The organism is Klebsiella huaxiensis (assembly GCF_003261575.2).
GTDB lineage: Bacteria > Pseudomonadota > Gammaproteobacteria > Enterobacterales > Enterobacteriaceae > Klebsiella > Klebsiella huaxiensis.
The window spans coordinates 3,889,478-3,908,070 of sequence record NZ_CP036175.1 but is presented as its reverse complement, the minus strand read 5'-3'; the positions used below and the strand labels follow the sequence as shown (position 1 = coordinate 3,908,070).

Here is an 18,593-nt window from a genome sequence, read left to right as displayed (position 1 = left end):
GCTAAAAATGAGAGTTATGTTGTTTGCAGGTTTCGATAGAATCGTCGTCTGGATCTGCGGGTTGAAACATCGGGAATTTTTATGAAATTAAATGGAAAGCGCAGGAAAGTCTGGTGGCTGCTGGCGATAGTCGTGCTGGCCCTCGCCGTCTGGGGATGGCGAATACTGAATGCGCCGTTGCCGCAGTATCAAACGCTGGTGGTGCGTAAAGGCGACCTGCAGCAGAGCGTACTGGCGACGGGTAAGCTGGATGCGTTACAAAAAGTGGACGTTGGTGCGCAGGTGAGCGGGCAGCTACAAACGCTGCGCGTCGAGATTGGCGACAAGGTGAAAAAAGATCAACTGCTGGGGGTTATCGACCCGGAGCAGGCGCAAAACCAGATTAAAGAAGTTGAGGCGACGCTGATGGAGCTGCGGGCGCAACTGAATCAGGCTCGAGCTGAACGTAAGCTCTCTGAAGTCACTCTGGGACGCCAGCAGCAGCTGGCGCAACGACAGCTGGTTTCACGCCAGGACCTGGATACTGCGGCGACTGATTTAGCGGTAAAAGAGGCGCAAATCGGCACGATTGAAGCGCAAATTCAGCGCAATCAGGCAACGCTGGATACGGCGAAAACTAACCTCGACTACACCAAAATTCTGGCGCCCATGTCCGGGGAAGTGACGCAAATCACCACTCTACAAGGGCAGACGGTCATCGCCGCCCAGCAGGCACCGAATATTTTGACCCTCGCAGACCTCAGCACCATGCTGGTGAAAGCGCAGGTTTCCGAAGCGGATGTGATTCATCTTAAGCCAGGGCAAAAGGCCTGGTTTACCGTACTGGGCGACCCGCTAACTCGCTATGAAGGAACGCTGAAGGATATTCTTCCGACCCCGGAAAAAGTCAATGACGCCATTTTCTATTACGCCCGTTTCGAAGTGCCGAACCCGCAGGGTATTCTGCGCCTGGAGATGACCGCTCAGGTGCATATCCAGCTCTCTGAAGTGAAAAACGTGATCACGATTCCACTGAGTGCGCTAGGTGATGCCATCGGCGATAACCGCTACCACGTGCGTCTGCTGCGAAACGGCGAAGCCAAAGAGCGTGAAATCGTCATTGGTGCGCGTAATGACACCGATGTGGCGGTGGTTAAAGGGCTGGAAGAGGGCGATGAAGTGATTATCGGCGAAGGCGCGCCTGGAGCGGCGAAATGACGGCGTTGCTGGAGCTGCGTGATATCCGCCGCAGCTATCCATCCGGGGGAGGCAGCGTCGATGTGCTAAAAGGCATCACGTTGAGCATTGCCGCCGGAGAGATGGTGGCGATCGTCGGGGCATCCGGGTCTGGTAAATCCACGTTGATGAATATTCTGGGCTGTCTGGATAAGCCCACCAGCGGCACTTATCAGGTGGCGGGGACGGATGTCGCCCGTCTTAACGGCGATGAGCTGGCGCGTCTGCGCCGGGAACATTTTGGTTTTATCTTCCAGCGTTATCATCTGTTATCACATCTGACTGCGGCACAGAACGTGGAGGTCCCGGCAGTCTATGCCGGAGCGGAGCGTAAAGCGCGCCTTGCCCGGGCCCATGAACTACTGGTGCGGCTGGGGCTTGGCGACAGGGCCGAATATCAGCCTTCGCAGCTTTCCGGTGGCCAGCAGCAGCGAGTGAGTATTGCTCGTGCCTTAATGAACGGCGGCGAAGTGATCCTGGCGGATGAACCCACCGGCGCCCTGGACAGTCGTTCAGGTGAAGAAGTCATGGGGATCCTTCACCAGCTGAAAGCGCAGGGACATACGGTGATTATCGTCACCCATGACCCGCAGGTGGCGGCGCAGGCGGAGCGGGTTATCGAAATCCACGATGGCGAAATCGTGCGCAATCCACCCGCCGTGAGCACAACGCAAGGCGGCGCTTTGCGCCAGCGCACGACGGCTGAGCCTTCGGCATGGCGTCAGTTCAGCAGCGGCTTTCGCGAGGCGCTGGTAATGGCCTGGCGGGCGATGGCGGCGAATAAAATGCGCACCCTGCTGACGATGCTCGGGATCATCATCGGCATTGCGTCAGTTGTGTCGATTGTGGTGGTGGGCGATGCGGCCAAGCAGATGGTGCTGGCGGATATTCGCGCTATTGGTACGAATACCATCGATGTTTATCCCGGCAAGGATTTCGGTGATGACGATCCCCGCTATCAGCAAGCGCTGAAGTACGATGACTTGCTGGCGATTCAGAAACAGCCGTGGGTCAGTTCGGCGACGCCTGCGGTATCAAAAAGCCTACGCCTGCGGGCAAACAATATTGACGTCGCTGCCAGCGCAGAGGGCGTGGGAGCGCAATATTTTAACGTCTACGGCATGACCTTTAGCGAAGGTAACACCTTCAATGAGCTGCAGCTAAATAGCCGCGCGCAGGTGGTGGTGCTTGATAGTAATGCGCGTCGACAGCTGTTCCCGCATAAAGCTCAGGTGGTTGGTGAAGTCATTCTGGTGGGAAATATGCCCGCGACGGTGATTGGCGTTGCAGCAGAAAAGCAGTCGATGTTTGGCAGCAGTAAAATTTTGCGCGTTTGGTTGCCCTATACCACAATGGCTGGCCGGGTCATGGGGCAGTCGTGGCTAAACTCAATCACCGTGCGCTTGCGGGATGGTTATGACAGTTCGATTGCCGAGCAGCAGTTATTGCGTTTACTGGAACTCCGCCACGGCAAAAAAGATGTCTTCACCTGGAATATGGACAACATCTTGAAAACCGCAGAACGGACCACACATACATTACAGCTGTTTCTGACGCTGGTGGCGGTGATTGCGCTGGTGGTCGGCGGGATCGGCGTGATGAACATCATGCTGGTCTCGGTGACTGAACGCACGAGAGAAATTGGCATCCGTATGGCGGTCGGGGCGCGAGCCAGCGATGTGCTGCAACAATTTTTGATTGAGGCGGTGCTGGTTTGCCTGGTCGGCGGAGCGCTGGGCGTGACGCTATCATTGCTGATAGCCTTTGTGCTGCAGCTGTTTTTACCTGGCTGGGAGATTGGTTTCTCACCGCTGGCGTTATTAACCGCATTTTTATGTTCAACGCTGACCGGGATTTTGTTTGGCTGGTTACCGGCGCGCAACGCCGCGCGATTGGATCCTGTTGATGCGCTGGCCCGCGAGTAGTGATAAAAAAATGCCAGTCAGAAGGACTGGCATTTTACTGGCGGGATGTACACAATGAAGCAAAAGAGTTATGCGGCCGTTTCCGTTTCTTCTACTTCTACAGGGACAATCACGCTGGCGTGATTACCTTTTGGCCCCTGGTGAACATCAAACCGAACGGCTTGTCCGGCTTTTAGCGTTCTGTAACCATCCATCTGGATGGTGGAGTAATGGGCGAAAATGTCTTCGCCGCCGCCCTCAGGGCAAATAAAACCGAACCCTTTGGCATTGTTGAACCACTTAACAGTACCCATTTCCATACTTCGACATCCTTCGTAAATCTTATAAGTAAGATGGAATGAACCGGTAGTGGAGTGACGAGTTGTTCATTTGCTCGCCAACTCTCGCCACTACAATTTAGAGAAATCAGGAAATGCGTCAAGCAATTGACGATGGGGGACGGTGAAAAATGCGTCAAAATTTGAAGCAGTTAACGCTATTGCCGGGGAATGTGACAGACATCGCGGATGGAAGTAATAGATGATAGTTATCTATGATCTATTGTAGATTTGTGATGTGCATAGCCTCTGGTCATCGACAGGCGGCCGCCTGTTGGCAACAGCAACCGATGATGAACACTGACGATGAGTAAGAGAGACTGGTTAGACTTCGATCAGCTAGTAGAGGACGAAGTTAAAGATGCGCTTAAACCGCCATCTATGTATAAAGTGATATTGGTCAATGATGACTACACTCCAATGGAGTTTGTTATTGACGTGTTACAAAAATTCTTTTCTTATGATGTTGAACGTGCAACGCAACTGATGCTTACAGTTCACTATCAAGGTAAAGCGATTTGCGGCGTGTTTACCGCAGAAGTCGCGGAAACCAAAGTTGCGATGGTGAGCGAATACGCGAGGGAGAACGAGCATCCGTTGTTGTGTACGCTAGAAAAAGCCTGAATTCAGGCAACGAAAATTGGGGGAGGTGCCTATGCTCAATCAAGAACTGGAACTCAGTTTAAACATGGCTTTCGCCAGAGCGCGCGAGCACCGTCATGAGTTCATGACCGTCGAGCACTTGTTGCTGGCGCTGCTTAGCAACCCTTCGGCCCGCGAAGCGCTTGAAGCGTGTTCCGTGGACCTGGTCGCGCTGCGTCAGGAACTCGAAGCCTTCATCGAACAGACCACACCCGTTCTGCCTGCAACGGAAGAAGAGCGCGATACTCAGCCGACGCTAAGCTTCCAGCGCGTGTTGCAGCGTGCCGTTTTCCATGTTCAGTCTTCTGGTCGTAGCGAAGTCACTGGCGCCAATGTGCTGGTTGCGATTTTCAGTGAACAGGAATCCCAGGCGGCATACCTGCTGCGTAAACATGAAGTCAGCCGACTTGATGTGGTGAACTTCATCTCTCACGGTACGCGTAAAGACGAGCCGAGCCAGTCTTCCGATAACAGCGGAAGCCAGCCCAGCAGCGAAGAGCAAGCAGGCGGGGAGGATCGTATGGAAAACTTCACCACCAACCTCAATCAGCTTGCCCGCGTTGGCGGTATCGACCCGCTGATCGGCCGCGAGAAAGAGCTGGAACGCGCTATTCAGGTACTGTGCCGTCGTCGTAAAAACAACCCGCTGCTGGTGGGGGAATCCGGTGTCGGTAAAACTGCCATTGCTGAAGGGCTTGCCTGGCGCATCGTGCAGGGCGACGTACCGGAAGTGATGGCCGATTGCACTATCTACTCGCTGGATATCGGCTCACTGCTGGCGGGCACCAAATACCGCGGCGATTTTGAAAAACGTTTCAAAGCGCTGCTCAAACAGCTGGAACAAGATACCAGCAGCATTCTGTTCATTGATGAAATCCACACCATCATCGGTGCGGGTGCCGCTTCTGGTGGGCAGGTCGATGCCGCTAACCTGATTAAACCGTTGCTCTCCAGCGGTAAAATTCGGGTTATGGGGTCGACGACCTATCAGGAGTTCAGCAATATCTTTGAAAAAGATCGCGCGCTGGCGCGTCGTTTCCAGAAAATTGATATTACCGAACCTTCCGTGGAAGAGACGGTGCAGATTATCAACGGCCTGAAGCCGAAGTATGAAGCGCACCACGACGTGCGTTATACCGCGAAAGCGGTGCGTGCGGCGGTCGAGCTGGCGGTGAAATATATTAACGATCGTCATCTGCCGGATAAGGCGATTGACGTGATTGACGAAGCCGGTGCGCGTGCGCGCTTAATGCCGGTCAGCAAGCGTAAAAAAACGGTCAACGTGGCGGATATTGAATCCGTGGTCGCGCGCATTGCGCGCATTCCTGAGAAGAGCGTTTCCCGCAGCGATCGCGATACGCTGAAAAACCTCAGCGATCGTCTGAAAATGCTGGTCTTTGGTCAGGATAAGGCGATTGAGGCGTTAACTGAAGCTATTAAGATGGCGCGTGCCGGGCTGGGCCATGAGCACAAACCCGTGGGTTCTTTCCTGTTCGCCGGGCCGACCGGGGTTGGGAAAACCGAGGTGACCGTGCAGTTGGCGAAGTCGCTGGGCATTGAACTGCTGCGTTTTGACATGTCCGAATATATGGAACGTCATACCGTCAGCCGCTTAATCGGTGCCCCTCCGGGATATGTCGGTTTCGACCAGGGCGGACTGCTGACCGATGCGGTTATCAAGCACCCGCATGCGGTGCTGCTGCTGGATGAAATTGAAAAAGCGCACCCGGACGTCTTTAACCTGCTACTGCAGGTGATGGACAACGGTACGCTGACCGATAATAACGGCCGCAAAGCGGATTTCCGCAACGTGGTGCTGGTGATGACCACCAACGCCGGGGTGCGTGAAACCGAGCGTAAATCCATTGGTCTTATCCATCAGGACAACAGCCCGGATGCTATGGATGAGATCAAGAAGATCTTTACGCCGGAGTTCCGCAACCGTCTCGACAACATTATCTGGTTCGATCACCTGTCTACGACGGTTATCCATCAGGTGGTGGATAAGTTTATCGTCGAGCTGCAGGTTCAGCTGGATCAGAAAGGCGTGTCTTTGGAAGTCAGCCAGGAAGCTCGCGATTGGCTGGCAGAGAAAGGCTACGACCGGGCCATGGGCGCACGTCCAATGGCGCGGGTGATTCAGGACAACCTGAAGAAACCGCTGGCCAACGAGCTGCTGTTTGGCTCACTGGTTGACGGCGGTCAGGTGACCGTTGAGCTGGATAAAGAGAAAAATGCGTTGACCTACGAGTTCCAGAGTGCGCAAAAGCACAAACCGGAAGCAGCGCATTAACATGCTCTTGTGTTAAACACGGGAAACCGGCCTCAGGGCCGGTTTTTTGCTATCGTCGTCCACTACCGCTCTGGCGCACACGGACATATACTTTTTATCCTGCTACATAACCACCGAGCATTTTCACAAAACGCTCAACGGGCCAATCTTTAATATCCGATACTTGCCCATCGCCAATCTCGACAAGTCTTAGAGCCCCGGACTCATCGTGGATAACATCGATTGAATAAAAAGGGCTGCTAATACGAGCGGCGATCTCAATGACCTCCGTTGGAATATCGTCATCTGGCGAATGGACTTGCCCATTGAGGACAAAAAAACGTTTCTCGCTGGTAGTATCAAATTGCTCCACACGTCGCAGACAGATACCTCCCTCGATTTCACCCCGATACTGCTTTAGCAATCCGATGATTTCGCGAATTTCTTGCGCGTTTCGGGCGATTGAACCACGAGATGTGGTTAGCGACTTAACGTAGTCCTTCACAAAATAAGCGGGCCATTGCCATTCACAGGTCAGCGCGTCAAAGTCAGCATCGGCGTGAGTCACAATGGTTTCCGGCGTCACGTCCCGACAGCTCTCATACCATCCCGGTAAATGGTGGCAGCGAAGATACTCCAGGCTTGAGGTTAACAAGTGGGAGCCTTTCTTTTCTACCGCACGTGATAATCCTTCGTGTTCATCCTGACGCAGCATCCATCCCCGCCACAAAACCGGAGTATCGGCCAGAAAGTGTGATGAGAAGCGGTATTCTCCCAGCGCTGCGGCCTCAGAGGAGAGTAACAGACAGTGAATATTGCTTTGGCAGGCATGAGTGTATTCGGCTAAAAACGTTTCGTCAGGTTGTGATGGATGAAGCATATCGTTGGGGTAGATAATTTGCAGAGCGCTCATTTGTGCATCCTTTCTCACTAAGTCAATACGGCCATAATCCGCACTCATTCTATGGGCGCAAGGATACGACAGTCAAAACCGGGAAGAAGAGGGAATAGCAAAAATGAAAAGGCCGGGAAATATCCCGGCCTTCAGCATCTGGCGCCTTAGGGGCGAAAACGATCAGCGACTACGGAAGACAATGCGGCCTTTGCTCAGGTCGTACGGGGTCAGCTCAACAGTCACTTTGTCGCCCGTCAGAATGCGGATGTAGTTTTTACGCATTTTACCGGAAATATGCGCAGTTACCACGTGACCGTTTTCCAGTTCTACGCGGAACATTGTGTTAGGCAACGTGTCAAGTACGGTGCCCTGCATTTCAATATTGTCTTCTTTGGCCATCTAGTCCTCTGGGGTATCACTACCGTAGTTTTGAACCGGCAAGATAATGCCGAAGTTCAGCAAGTAAGTAAAGTTTTACGTCAAATCGCCGAAGTAGTTTTGGCGTATTGCCCGGAATTCACGCGGATAAACCGCATGACAGGCGCAAACGTAAAGGGGAGTGACAGAACGATGGGCGTTATCTGACTCTTATTATTCCCAAACGGCGGCGGGGCAACAGGCAGAAGCTACTCTACCGCGCAATTATACCATCCCAACAAAAAATGTGCTGAAAACATTTATGCTTCGCCCGCAAATAGCATCCGAGGCACCCAAAATCGCTCTGGAAGACGATAAGTTCGCAGTACAGAGAGATAATCCAGATAATCGCGGCGGGGAATTTCTACCGCGCCCAACGATGCCGTATGATTATTGAGCACCTGGCAATCAATTAATTTTCCGCCATCCTGCATAAACGCCTGGCTAAATACCAGCAGCGCGGTTTTAGAGGCATTTTCCGCACGGCTAAACATCGACTCACCGCAAAAGAGTGCGCCCTGCGCTACGCCATACATACCGCCGACCAGCTCATCTCCTTGCCATACTTCAATAGAGTGGGCATGGCCTAGTTCATGAAGCTGGTGATAGGCCTGAACGATAGCGGGCGTTATCCATGTCCCCTCATCGCGATGGTCGGCGCAGCCTTCAATCACCTGCCCAAAAGCGTGATTCAGAGTGACGCGATACGGCGAGCGCTGGTGAAAGCGCTTCATGCTGCGGCTGAGGTGAAATTTCTCCGGCCACAGTACTGCACGAGGGTCTGGCGACCACCATAAAATGGGATCGCCGGGCGAAAACCAGGGAAAAATACCGCGCTGATAGGCCATAAGCAAACGCGCCGGGCTGAGATCGCCGCCTAGCGCTAATAAGCCATTAGGTTCGCGCAGTGCGCCTTCCGGCGAAGGGAAGGCGATGGAATGATGAGAGAGCTGAACCAGCCGCATTTTTACCTCAACACATCAGGCGATGATTCAATAGTAGCCTACAGGCGCTGCTTAAACTGGTAGTAACGCCCCTGTTCAGCCAGCAGTTCTGCGTGACTACCTTGCTCAATAATTTTGCCGTTGTCCATGACTATTATCTGATTAAAACGCGTCAATCCGCGCAGTCGATGGGTAACCATCAACACGGTTTTGTCACGCATCACTTCTGCCAGTAAATCAAGAATTTGGCTTTCTGTCGTCGCGTCGAGGCCTTCAGTTGGTTCGTCAAGCAGCATGAGCGGCGCATCATGTAACAGAGCCCTGGCGATAGCCAGCCTGCGCAATTCACCGCCGGAAAGCTGACGCCCGCCTTCACCCAGCCAGCTATTGAGGCCGCTGTCTTCCAGTAATTTCCCCAGACCAACGCGCTCCAGCGTTTCTGCAAGCCGTGCATCGCTGGACTGCGGCGATGCCAGCAGCAGGTTGTCACGCAGCGTGGCGCTAAACAGATGCACGCGCTGCGGCACGACGCTCATTGCCTGGCGCAACGTTGTCTCATCAAGCTGAGTTAGCGGCTGATGGTTGAGGAAAATTTCACCCTGAGCCGGATCCCAGGCACGGGTCAGTAGTTGTAATAGAGTCGATTTACCGCAGCCGGTGCGGCCCAGAATGGCGATATGTTCCCCGGCCTTGACCTGCAGTGAAACATTATCCAGCGCAGGGGAGGGTTGCTGTGGATAGCTGAAGGTGACTTGATTTAAGGTTAACGCGACCTGCTCCAGCTTCTGACCTTCACCTTGCGTAAAGGTCACTTCCGGCTCTTGCTCAGTAATTTGCGTGATGCGTTTTGCCGAGGCGATAACCTGCCCCATATGCTGAAATGCACCGGTTACTGGCGCTAACGCTTCGAATGCCGCCAGCGCACAGAAGACAAATAAGGCAATTAGTGCGCCAGGCTGAGTATTACCGCCGACGCCCGCCGAGGCGAGCCATAGCATAGCGATGATCGCAATACCGCCAATCAGCAGCATTAATGCCTGGGAGAGTGCGGTAAGTTCTGCCTGACGACGCTGTGCATCCTGCCAGCGGACTTCGGTTTTCTCCATCTGCTCCCGGTAGCGATCGCTGGCATTGAACAGCATAAGTTCAGCCTGGCCCTGAAGCCATGCAGTGAGCTGCTGTCGATACTGGCCACGAAGCTGGGTCATACTTTCACCAGCGGGTTTACCGGCGCGATAGAACAGCGGTGGCAGTACCAGTAGGGTGAGAAGCATAATGCCGCCGAGGGTCAGGGCCAGCGGCACATCCAGTACGCTCAGACCCGCAGTTACCACCAGGATCACCACCAGCGCACCCACCAGCGGCGATATCACACGCAAATAGAGATGGTCCAGAGTATCGACATCGGCAACGACCCGGTTGAGCAGTTCACCCTGACGAAAACGAGCCAGTCCGGCGGGGGAGAGCGGCAGAAGCTTACTGAAGGTAAATACGCGCAGATGCTGGAGAACACGAAAGGTGGCGTCGTGGCTGACCAGACGCTCGAAGTAGCGTCCTGCTGTACGAATAATAGCCGCGCCGCGTACACCAGCGGCAGGCAGCATATAGTTAAAACTGTAGATGCCTGCCACGCCGACAACGGCGGATGCCGACAGGAACCAGCCCGAGAGCGTCAGCAAACCAATGCTGGCCAGCAGCGTAACGATCGCCAGTACGACGCCTAGCATTAGCAGCCATTTGTGCCGTTTGTAGAGCGCCAGGTAAGGCAATAATGCGCGCATTTAAATCTCCTCCTGACGGTGTGCGAGCAGGGTAGCAAAAGGGCCACCTGCGGTTGCCAACTGTGAATAACGGCCCTGCTCGACAATTTGGCCATCCTGCATAACCCAGATGGCGTCCCAATTTGCCAGGCCTTCCAGTTGGTGGGTCACCATCAACGTGGTTTGCTGGGTTGAGGCATTGGTGAGTGCCTGCATCACTCGCTGTTCGCTATGCGCATCAAGGCTGGCGGCGGGTTCATCCAGCAGCAGCATACGGCAAGGTACCAGCAGCGCGCGCGCAACGGCGACACGCTGGGCCTGTCCAACAGACAAACGACCGGCCTGATCGCCGACAGAAGTATTAATACCCTGGGGCAGGAGAGAGACAAATTCGCTGACCCAGGCCTTATCCAGCGCCAGTTGAAGCTGGGCCTCTGTGGCTTCGGGCCATGCCAACAGAACGTTTTCGCGCAGCGTTGCCGCAGGTAACTGTGGGTTTTGTCCAACCCAGCTCAGAAGGCGCCGCCAGCGGTCGGCGTCCAGGGTGTGTAGCTCAACGCCATTGACTTTGAGAGACCCCTCATAGGGAAGAAAACCAGTCAAGGTATTGAGAAGAGAACTTTTGCCGGAGCCGCTTTGACCAACCAGGACCACGCGCTCACCTGCGCGCAATGAAAAGTTCAGCGGCCCGGCCAGCACTTTACCTTCAGGCGATTTAATCACCAGGTCGCGCGCTTCAAGGCTCACCATTTCATTGTCGCTCAATATTTTTTCACCACGCTCGGCCTGCGCCAGCGGCGCTTCCATAAAGGTTTTCAGGCTATCCGCAGCACCAATGGCCTGTGCTTTTGCGTGATAGAAAGTGCCTAAATCGCGCAGCGGCTGGAAAAACTCTGGGGCCAAAATTAACGCCAGAAAGCCGGACATTAAGGTCACGCCGACACCGTAATGGCCAAAATTGAGCTCCCCAAGGTAGGAGAAACCAAAGTAGACAGCGACGAGAGCGATAGAGAGCGAGGTGAAAAACTCCAGTACGCCGGAAGAGAGAAAGGCCAGACGCAGCACTTCCATCGTCCTTTGGCGGAAATCCTGGGAGGCCTCACGAATGTTGTCCGTTTCTGCTTCGCCGCGATGGAAAATTCGCAACGTTTCCATCCCTCGCAGGCGGTCGAGGAAATGGCCGCTTAATCGCGCCAGAGCAAGGAAGTTACGCCGATTGGCATCAGCCGCCCCCATTCCCACCAGCGCCATAAACAGCGGAATAAGCGGCGCGGTACCCAGCAGAATGAGCGCCGCAGCCCAGTTAATCGGGAAAATGGTGATGACAATTAATAACGGCACGCAGGCTGCAAGCGTCATCTGTGGCAAATAACGCGCGTAGTAGTCATGCATATCGTCAATTTGTTCAAGAATCAGCGTGGCCCAACTTCCCGCGGGTTTGCCCTGAATCCATGCCGGGCCTGCTTGCTGCAGACGATCCAGAACCAGGCGGCGGATCTCAACGCGGATGTGTTGCCCCGTTTGAAAGCCGACTCGTTCGCGCAGCCACACCACCCAGGCGCGAAGCACGATGGTCAGCGCTAGCAACGTAAAGGGCAGCAACAACGCTGTAGCGGGGATATTTTCCATGATCATACGATGGAGTATCCGCGCGAGGAACCAGGCCTGGGCAACGATCAGCAGACCGCTAATGACACCGAGTGCACGGGAAATCATCAACCAGCGACGGGAGATAATGCTTTGATCTTTTAACCAACGGGTTAATTCTTGTTGACGGGTTTTATTCATTGCGCGCTTAGCAGGTGTAGTTATGAGTATTTTTGGGCACGGCAATGTTACAACGAGGCAAAAATAAAGGCGACTTTTCGTCGCCTTCTTTACCTTTGTTACTGACTTGTAAAGATTATTTGCAGGCGTCGGCTAAACCATCGAGATAACGCTCTGCGTCCAGCGCCGCCATACAACCTGTTCCCGCAGAAGTAATTGCCTGACGGTAGATATGGTCCATTACGTCGCCTGCGGCGAAAACGCCCGGAATGCTGGTCTGGGTTGCGTTGCCGTGGATACCGGACTGGACTTTAATGTAGCCATTTTCCAGCTCCAGTTGACCGGCAAAAATTGCCGTATTCGGACTGTGGCCGATAGCCACAAACAACCCTGCAACTTCCAGAGATTCAACGTTGTCAGCATGTTGTGTATCGCGCAGACGTAAGCCGCTTACGCCCATCTGGTCACCGGTGACCTCTTCCAGCGTGCGATTGGTATGCAGCACGATATTGCCACTTTCCACTTTATCCATCAGGCGCTTGATAAGGATTTTTTCCGCACGGAAACCGTCACGGCGGTGGATCAGGTGGACTTCGGAAGCGATGTTAGACAGATACAGCGCTTCTTCTACTGCGGTATTGCCGCCGCCGATAACGGCAACTTTCTGGTTGCGATAGAAGAAGCCGTCGCAGGTGGCGCAGGCGGAAACGCCGCGGCCTTTAAAGGCTTCTTCGGATGGCAGTCCCAGATAGCGCGCAGACGCACCGGTAGCGATAATCAGCGCATCGCAGGTATATTCGCCGCTGTCACCCACCAGGCGGAATGGACGGTTTTGCAGATCGACGCTGTTGATATGATCGAAAATAATTTCGGTCTCAAACTTGGTGGCGTGTTCGTGCATGCGCTCCATCAGCAGAGGTCCGGTCAGATCGCTTGGATCGCCTGGCCAGTTTTCCACTTCTGTCGTGGTGGTCAGCTGACCGCCTTTTTCCATCCCGGTAATCAGTACCGGCTGAAGATTTGCGCGCGCTGCGTAGACCGCAGCGGTATATCCCGCAGGTCCAGAACCAAGAATAAGCAGTTTACTGTGTTTGGCCGTGCCCATGAGAACCCCATAATTTATTGGCATACATGTGCTGGATTGTAGGGAATTTGTTGTCGTAAAAAAAGAGCGCAGCGGTTTTGTTAACGATATGTGCAATAGAAGCTGCCGATGAATTGGCGATTTAACGAACGAAGAATATAACTAATTCTACTGTCAGCGGGACAATTATAAGAGGAAAACATGAGAATCAACGGGGGAGGATAATGAATATCTGGCATCTTGTACTAAAAATCGATGTTTTGCTTTGACAATCCCCTGTGCTTTTGCGAAAACATTCATGGAAGAAGAAAAGCAGTGTTTCGCGTGTGGCGAATTTTCATGCACGCAAATGCCATTTTTATCCGGGTCAGCGAAATCTACGCATGGTGTGGACAGACGCCATGCGTGATGTCGGTGGCTGCCTTCAGGCAACGGACTTCTCACGTACCCCTGGGTTACCCAATGCCGTACGGGTAATAACAGGATGGACTCTGGCAGTGAAGGCCAGGGTCAGAACAGGAGTAGGGAAGGAATACAGAGAGACAATAATAATGGTAGATAGCAAGAAGCGCCCAGGCAAAGATCTCGACCGCATCGATCGTAATATTTTGAATGAATTGCAAAAAGACGGGCGTATTTCCAACGTCGAGCTTTCTAAACGGGTGGGACTTTCTCCGACGCCTTGCCTTGAGCGTGTGCGTCGACTGGAAAGACAGGGTTTTATTCAGGGCTATACAGCGCTGCTCAACCCGCATTATCTGGATGCATCACTTCTGGTATTTGTTGAGATTACTCTGAATCGTGGCGCGCCGGATGTGTTTGAGCAATTTAACTCCGCTGTGCAAAAACTTGAAGAAATTCAAGAGTGTCATCTGGTATCCGGAGATTTCGACTATCTGTTGAAAACCCGCGTGCCGGATATGTCAGCGTATCGTAAGTTACTGGGCGAGACCTTGCTGCGCCTACCGGGCGTAAATGACACCCGTACCTACGTGGTAATGGAAGAAGTCAAGCAAAGTAATCGTCTGGTAATCAAGACGCGCTAACACGGAACAGGTGCAAAATCGACGTAGTTTGATTACACTCCTGTTAATCCATACAGCAACAGTGCCGGGGAGACCCGGCACTGTTGTCCGTTTTAGCTGCAGGCAGGAAACAGCCTGATACCTGGAGAGCCTTTCTTGAGCCAGGAATACACTGAAGACAAAGAAGTCAAATTTACAAAGCTTAGTAGTGGGCGCCGACTCCTTGAGGCGTTACTCATTCTTTGCTCCCTTTTTGCCATCTGGTTGATGGCGGCCTTACTCAGCTTTAATCCCTCGGATCCGAGCTGGTCACAAACTGCATGGCACGAGCCTATCCATAACATAGGTGGGATACCAGGCGCCTGGCTTGCCGATACGCTATTTTTCATTTTTGGCGTAATGGCATACACCATTCCGATTATCATCATCGGTGGCTGCTGGTTTGCATGGCGTCATCAGGAAAACGACGAATATATTGACTATTTCGCTGTATCATTACGCTTGATTGGCGCATTAGCGCTGATCCTCACCTCATGTGGGTTGGCGGCTATTAATGCTGATGATATCTGGTATTTCGCCTCTGGTGGCGTGATTGGTAGCCTTCTTAGCACCACGCTAAAGCCATTGCTCCACAGCAGCGGTGGGACGATCGCGCTGCTATGTATCTGGGCGGCTGGTCTGACGTTGTTTACCGGCTGGTCCTGGGTAAGCATCGCTGAAAAGCTAGGCGGCGCGATCCTTTCGGTATTAACTTTCGCCAGCAACCGTACCCGTCGCGACGATACCTGGGTCGATGAAGGGGAATATGAAGATGATGAAGATGAATATGAAGACGATGATTCTGCGAAACCGCAAGAGTCGCGTCGTGCACGAATTTTACGTAGCGCTTTAGCACGCCGTCAGCGCCTGGCTGAGAAGTTTTCCAACCCGATGGGGCGCAAGACCGATGCGGCGTTGTTCTCCGGCAGGCGTATGGATGATGCCGAAGAAGACGTTCAGTACAGCGCTAGCGGCGCACCCGTGGCAGCTGAAGACGTACTTTTCTCTGGATCCAGCGCTGCGCGTCCGGCGGATGCTGATGATGTTCTATTTTCTGGCGCTAGTGCGGCACGGCCGGGTGATTTTGACCCATACGATCCACTGCTGAATGGCCACAGTGTTGCCGACCCGGTTGCAACCGCTGCATTGGCAACCAGTGCGCCCCAAGCGTGGGCTGAGCCGGTGGCAGGACATGAGGCCCAGCCAACGTATCAATCCGAACCTGCTTACCAGCCACAGCACGCGTATCAGCCGGAACAGGCCCCAATACAGCAGCCAGGTTATCAGCCTGAACCCGCTTACCAGCCGCAGCACGTGTATCAGCCGGAACAGGCCCCGATGCAGCAGCCAGCTTATCAGCCTGAGCCCGCTTACCAGCCGCAGCAGGCGTATCAGCCGGAACAGGCCCCGATGCAGCAGCCAGCTTATCAGCCTGAGCCCGCTTACCAGCCGCAGCAGGCATATCAGCCGGAACAGGCCCCGATGCAGCAGCCGGCTTATCAGCCTGAGCCCGCTTACCAGCCGCAGCAGGCGTATCAGCCGGAGCAGGCCCCGATGCAGCAACCAGCTTATCAGCCTGAGCCCGCTTACCAGCCGCAGCAGGCATATCAGCCGGAACAGGCCCCGATGCAGCAGCCGGCTTATCAGCCTGAGCCGTACGCTCCCACTCCTGTCGTGGAGCCTGAGGCCCCGCAAGAGGAAGTGAAGCCGCAGCGTCCGCCTATGTATTACTTTGAAGAGGTTGAAGAGAAGCGCGCGCGTGAACGTGAACAGCTTGCAGCGTGGTATCAGCCCATTCCAGAGCCTGTTAGCCCGGTGGCGACAAAACCGATCGCGCCGCCAACGCCATCGCCGGTTGATGCCGCAGTAGTCAGCACGCTGGCAGCAGGCGTCCACCAGGCAACTGGCGCAGGTGCCGCTAGCGCTGTGGTGGCTTCCGGCGCATCTGCGACGTCCAGCGCTGCGCCGTTATTTAGCCCCGTATCTGGTGGTCCTCGCGTGCAGGTAAAAGAGGGTATCGGTCCGAAATTGCCGCGCCCAAATCGTGTTCGTGTGCCAACGCGTCGTGAGCTCGCCTCCTATGGCATTAAACTGCCATCGCAGCGAATGGCTGAGGAACGTGCTCGTCAGGCTGAGCACCAACACTACGATGATGAGCCATTAACCGATGAAGAAGTTGCTGAACTTGAGCAGGGTGAACTGGCGCGTCAGTTTGCCGCCTCTCAAAACCAGCGTTATAGCGAAACCTACGGTGCTGACGTTGCAGATGAAGTAGACGATGATGAAGATTCTGTCGCTGAGGCCGAACTCGCTCGTCAGTTTGCTGCGACTCAGCAGCAGCGCTATGCGAGCGAACAACCACCGGGTTCTCATCCGTTCTCTCCGGCAGATTATGAATTTTCGCCGATGAAAGCGTTAGTTGATGATACGCCGAGCGAGCCGATGTTCACACCGATGCCGGAAGTGCAACAGCCTGCCCATCAGTATCAGCAGCCCGGACATCATGCGGCACATCCGCAGATGCCCCAGCAACAAATGCAGCCGCAGCCTGTGCAGCAGGTTTATCAGCCGGTTCAACAGCAGCCGGTACAGCATCCGCAAATGGCTCCTCAGATGACACCGGCTCCAGGTAGTTATCCGCAGCAGCCTGCGCCTCAGAGTCATGTGGCGCAACAGCCAGTACCACAGCCGCAGGAAAGTCTGATTCATCCGCTGTTGATGCGTAATGGCGATAGCCGTCCGCTACAAAAACCGACTACGCTACTGCCGTCTTTAGATCTGCTGACGCCGCCGCCGTCTGAAGTTGAGCCAGTCGATACTTTCGCGCTGGAGCAAATGGCGCGGCTGGTCGAAGCGCGTCTGGCTGATTTCCGTATCAAAGCTGATGTGGTGAACTACTCGCCAGGCCCGGTTATCACCCGCTTTGAGCTGAATCTGGCTCCTGGGGTGAAAGCAGCGCGAATTTCCAACTTGTCGCGAGATTTGGCGCGTTCGCTGTCGACCGCTGCTGTGCGCGTCGTGGAAGTTATTCCAGGCAAGCCTTATGTGGGTCTGGAACTGCCGAACAAAAAGCGTCAGACCGTTTACCTGCGTGAAGTGTTGGATTGTGCGAAATTCCGCGACAATCCTTCGCCGCTGACTGTTGTTCTGGGTAAAGATATCGCAGGCGATCCGGTTACCGCTGATTTGGCTAAAATGCCGCACCTGCTAGTCGCCGGTACCACCGGTTCCGGTAAATCGGTTGGGGTCAACGCTATGATCCTCAGCATGCTCTATAAAGCGCAGCCGGAAGATGTGAAATTCATCATGATCGACCCGAAAATGCTAGAGCTGTCGGTTTATGAAGGGATCCCGCATCTGTTGACGGAAGTCGTTACGGATATGAAAGACGCAGCCAACGCACTGCGCTGGAGCGTTAATGAGATGGAGCGTCGTTATAAGCTCATGTCTGCTCTGGGTGTGCGTAACCTGTCGGGCTACAACGAGAAGATTGCTGAAGCTGCACGCATGGGACGGCCAATTCCTGATCCGTACTGGAAACCCGGCGATAGTATGGATGCCACCCATCCGGTGCTGAAAAAAGAGCCTTATATTGTGGTTCTGGTCGATGAATTTGCTGACCTGATGATGACCGTCGGCAAGAAAGTGGAGGAGCTGATTGCTCGTCTGGCGCAGAAGGCGCGTGCCGCAGGGATTCATCTGGTACTGGCGACCCAGCGTCCTTCAGTTGACGTTATTACCGGCCTTATCAAAGCGAACATCCCGACGCGTATTGCCTTTACCGTGTCGAGTAAAATTGACTCGCGCACAATCCTTGACCAGGGCGGAGCGGAATCACTGCTGGGTATGGGCGATATGCTCTATTCGGCGCCAAACTCGACGATCCCAGTGCGTGTTCATGGCGCCTTTGTTCGCGACGAGGAAGTGCATGCTGTGGTTCAGGACTGGAAAGCTCGTGGACGTCCACAGTATGTTGATGGCATCACCTCTGATAGCGAAAGTGAAGGCAGTGGCGGTGGCTACGAAGGTGGCGAAGAGCTTGATCCGCTATTCGATCAGGCCGTCAACTTTGTAACGGAAAAACGCAAAGCCTCTATTTCCGGGGTGCAGCGTCAGTTCCGCATCGGCTATAACCGTGCAGCGCGTATCATCGAACAGATGGAAGCTCAGGGTATTGTTAGCGAACAAGGTCATAATGGTAACCGTGAAGTGCTGGCTCCGCCGCCTTTCGAGTAATGGCAAAGTTGGGTAAATAAGTGAAAATCAGCCTGTTCTGCTGTTACGCCGCCGT

At 54.0% G+C, this 18,593-nt stretch carries 13 protein-coding genes; 6 read left to right on the top strand and 7 right to left on the bottom strand.

All coding sequences use genetic code 11. The features are described from left to right. The first annotated feature begins 81 nt into the window (after positions 1 to 81). Positions 82 to 1,197, top strand: coding sequence for a macrolide transporter subunit MacA (macA, locus tag DA718_RS18745; RefSeq protein WP_112214664.1), 1,116 nt, complete (start codon positions 82 to 84; stop codon positions 1,195 to 1,197). Beyond that, entirely contained in the window at positions 1,194 to 3,140 is a 1,947-nt protein-coding gene (macB, locus tag DA718_RS18740) for a macrolide ABC transporter ATP-binding protein/permease MacB (RefSeq protein WP_112214663.1), read from the top strand. Before macA ends, macB begins: the two co-directional genes overlap by 4 nt. Positions 3,141 to 3,208: 68 nt before the next feature. On the opposite strand, the gene cspD is transcribed toward macB, so the two are convergent. Further along, on the bottom strand, positions 3,209 to 3,439 hold the full coding sequence (cspD, locus tag DA718_RS18735; RefSeq protein ID WP_110275216.1) for a cold shock-like protein CspD: 231 nt from the start codon (positions 3,437 to 3,439) through the stop codon (positions 3,209 to 3,211). A 324-nt stretch (positions 3,440 to 3,763) separates the two neighbouring features. Here cspD and clpS point away from each other — a divergent pair, with 324 nt between their 5' ends. Both clpS and clpA read left to right on the top strand, forming a co-directional pair. Continuing rightward, entirely contained in the window at positions 3,764 to 4,081 is a 318-nt protein-coding gene (gene clpS, locus DA718_RS18730) for an ATP-dependent Clp protease adapter ClpS (protein ID WP_112214662.1), read from the top strand. Between the two features lie 31 nt (positions 4,082 to 4,112). After that, the gene (gene clpA, locus DA718_RS18725; RefSeq protein ID WP_112214661.1) at positions 4,113 to 6,392 is read left to right on the top strand and encodes an ATP-dependent Clp protease ATP-binding subunit ClpA; all 2,280 of its coding nucleotides are present in this window, start codon (positions 4,113 to 4,115) and stop codon (positions 6,390 to 6,392) included. Between the two features lie 94 nt (positions 6,393 to 6,486). On the opposite strand, the gene DA718_RS18720 is transcribed toward clpA, so the two are convergent. The 6 genes from DA718_RS18720 to trxB form a co-directional block, all read right to left on the bottom strand. Then, the gene (locus DA718_RS18720; protein WP_112214660.1) at positions 6,487 to 7,284 is read right to left on the bottom strand and encodes an ATP-grasp domain-containing protein; all 798 of its coding nucleotides are present in this window, start codon (positions 7,282 to 7,284) and stop codon (positions 6,487 to 6,489) included. A gap of 162 nt (positions 7,285 to 7,446) precedes the next feature. Next, positions 7,447 to 7,665, bottom strand: a complete 219-nt coding sequence (infA, locus tag DA718_RS18715; protein ID WP_002211347.1) for a translation initiation factor IF-1 — start codon at positions 7,663 to 7,665, stop codon at positions 7,447 to 7,449. Positions 7,666 to 7,943: 278 nt separating this feature from the next. After that, positions 7,944 to 8,648, bottom strand: a complete 705-nt coding sequence (aat, locus tag DA718_RS18705; protein ID WP_112214659.1) for a leucyl/phenylalanyl-tRNA--protein transferase — start codon at positions 8,646 to 8,648, stop codon at positions 7,944 to 7,946. Positions 8,649 to 8,686: 38 nt separating this feature from the next. Then, complete coding sequence (gene cydC, locus DA718_RS18700) at positions 8,687 to 10,408, bottom strand: heme ABC transporter ATP-binding protein/permease CydC (protein ID WP_112214658.1); 1,722 nt, start codon at positions 10,406 to 10,408, stop codon at positions 8,687 to 8,689. After that, on the bottom strand, positions 10,409 to 12,175 hold the full coding sequence (cydD, locus tag DA718_RS18695; RefSeq protein WP_112214657.1) for a heme ABC transporter permease/ATP-binding protein CydD: 1,767 nt from the start codon (positions 12,173 to 12,175) through the stop codon (positions 10,409 to 10,411). Between the two features lie 115 nt (positions 12,176 to 12,290). Further along, positions 12,291 to 13,259 (bottom strand): thioredoxin-disulfide reductase, encoded by a 969-nt coding sequence (trxB, locus tag DA718_RS18690; protein WP_112214656.1) that lies wholly within the window; start codon positions 13,257 to 13,259, stop codon positions 12,291 to 12,293. Positions 13,260 to 13,789: 530 nt separating this feature from the next. Here trxB and lrp point away from each other — a divergent pair. Together lrp and ftsK are read left to right on the top strand one after the other, a co-directional pair. After that, positions 13,790 to 14,284, top strand: a complete 495-nt coding sequence (gene lrp / locus DA718_RS18685) for a leucine-responsive transcriptional regulator Lrp (protein WP_002439523.1) — start codon at positions 13,790 to 13,792, stop codon at positions 14,282 to 14,284. 135 nt (positions 14,285 to 14,419) lie between these two features. Continuing rightward, the gene (gene ftsK, locus DA718_RS18680) at positions 14,420 to 18,538 is read left to right on the top strand and encodes a DNA translocase FtsK (RefSeq protein ID WP_112214655.1); all 4,119 of its coding nucleotides are present in this window, start codon (positions 14,420 to 14,422) and stop codon (positions 18,536 to 18,538) included. The last annotated feature ends 55 nt before the right edge of the window (positions 18,539 to 18,593 follow it).

Coding starts and splice junctions, on each gene's coding strand:
- DA718_RS18720 (WP_112214660.1), bottom strand. CDS start 7,284: ATGAGCGCTCTGCAAATTATCTACCCCAACGATATGCTTCATCCATCA.
- trxB (WP_112214656.1), bottom strand. CDS start 13,259: ATGGGCACGGCCAAACACAGTAAACTGCTTATTCTTGGTTCTGGACCT.
- lrp (WP_002439523.1), top strand. CDS start 13,790: ATGGTAGATAGCAAGAAGCGCCCAGGCAAAGATCTCGACCGCATCGAT.
- aat (WP_112214659.1), bottom strand. CDS start 8,648: ATGCGGCTGGTTCAGCTCTCTCATCATTCCATCGCCTTCCCTTCGCCG.
- clpS (WP_112214662.1), top strand. CDS start 3,764: ATGAGTAAGAGAGACTGGTTAGACTTCGATCAGCTAGTAGAGGACGAA.
- macA (WP_112214664.1), top strand. CDS start 82: ATGAAATTAAATGGAAAGCGCAGGAAAGTCTGGTGGCTGCTGGCGATA.
- infA (WP_002211347.1), bottom strand. CDS start 7,665: ATGGCCAAAGAAGACAATATTGAAATGCAGGGCACCGTACTTGACACG.
- cydC (WP_112214658.1), bottom strand. CDS start 10,408: ATGCGCGCATTATTGCCTTACCTGGCGCTCTACAAACGGCACAAATGG.
- cspD (WP_110275216.1), bottom strand. CDS start 3,439: ATGGAAATGGGTACTGTTAAGTGGTTCAACAATGCCAAAGGGTTCGGT.
- macB (WP_112214663.1), top strand. CDS start 1,194: ATGACGGCGTTGCTGGAGCTGCGTGATATCCGCCGCAGCTATCCATCC.
- clpA (WP_112214661.1), top strand. CDS start 4,113: ATGCTCAATCAAGAACTGGAACTCAGTTTAAACATGGCTTTCGCCAGA.
- cydD (WP_112214657.1), bottom strand. CDS start 12,175: ATGAATAAAACCCGTCAACAAGAATTAACCCGTTGGTTAAAAGATCAA.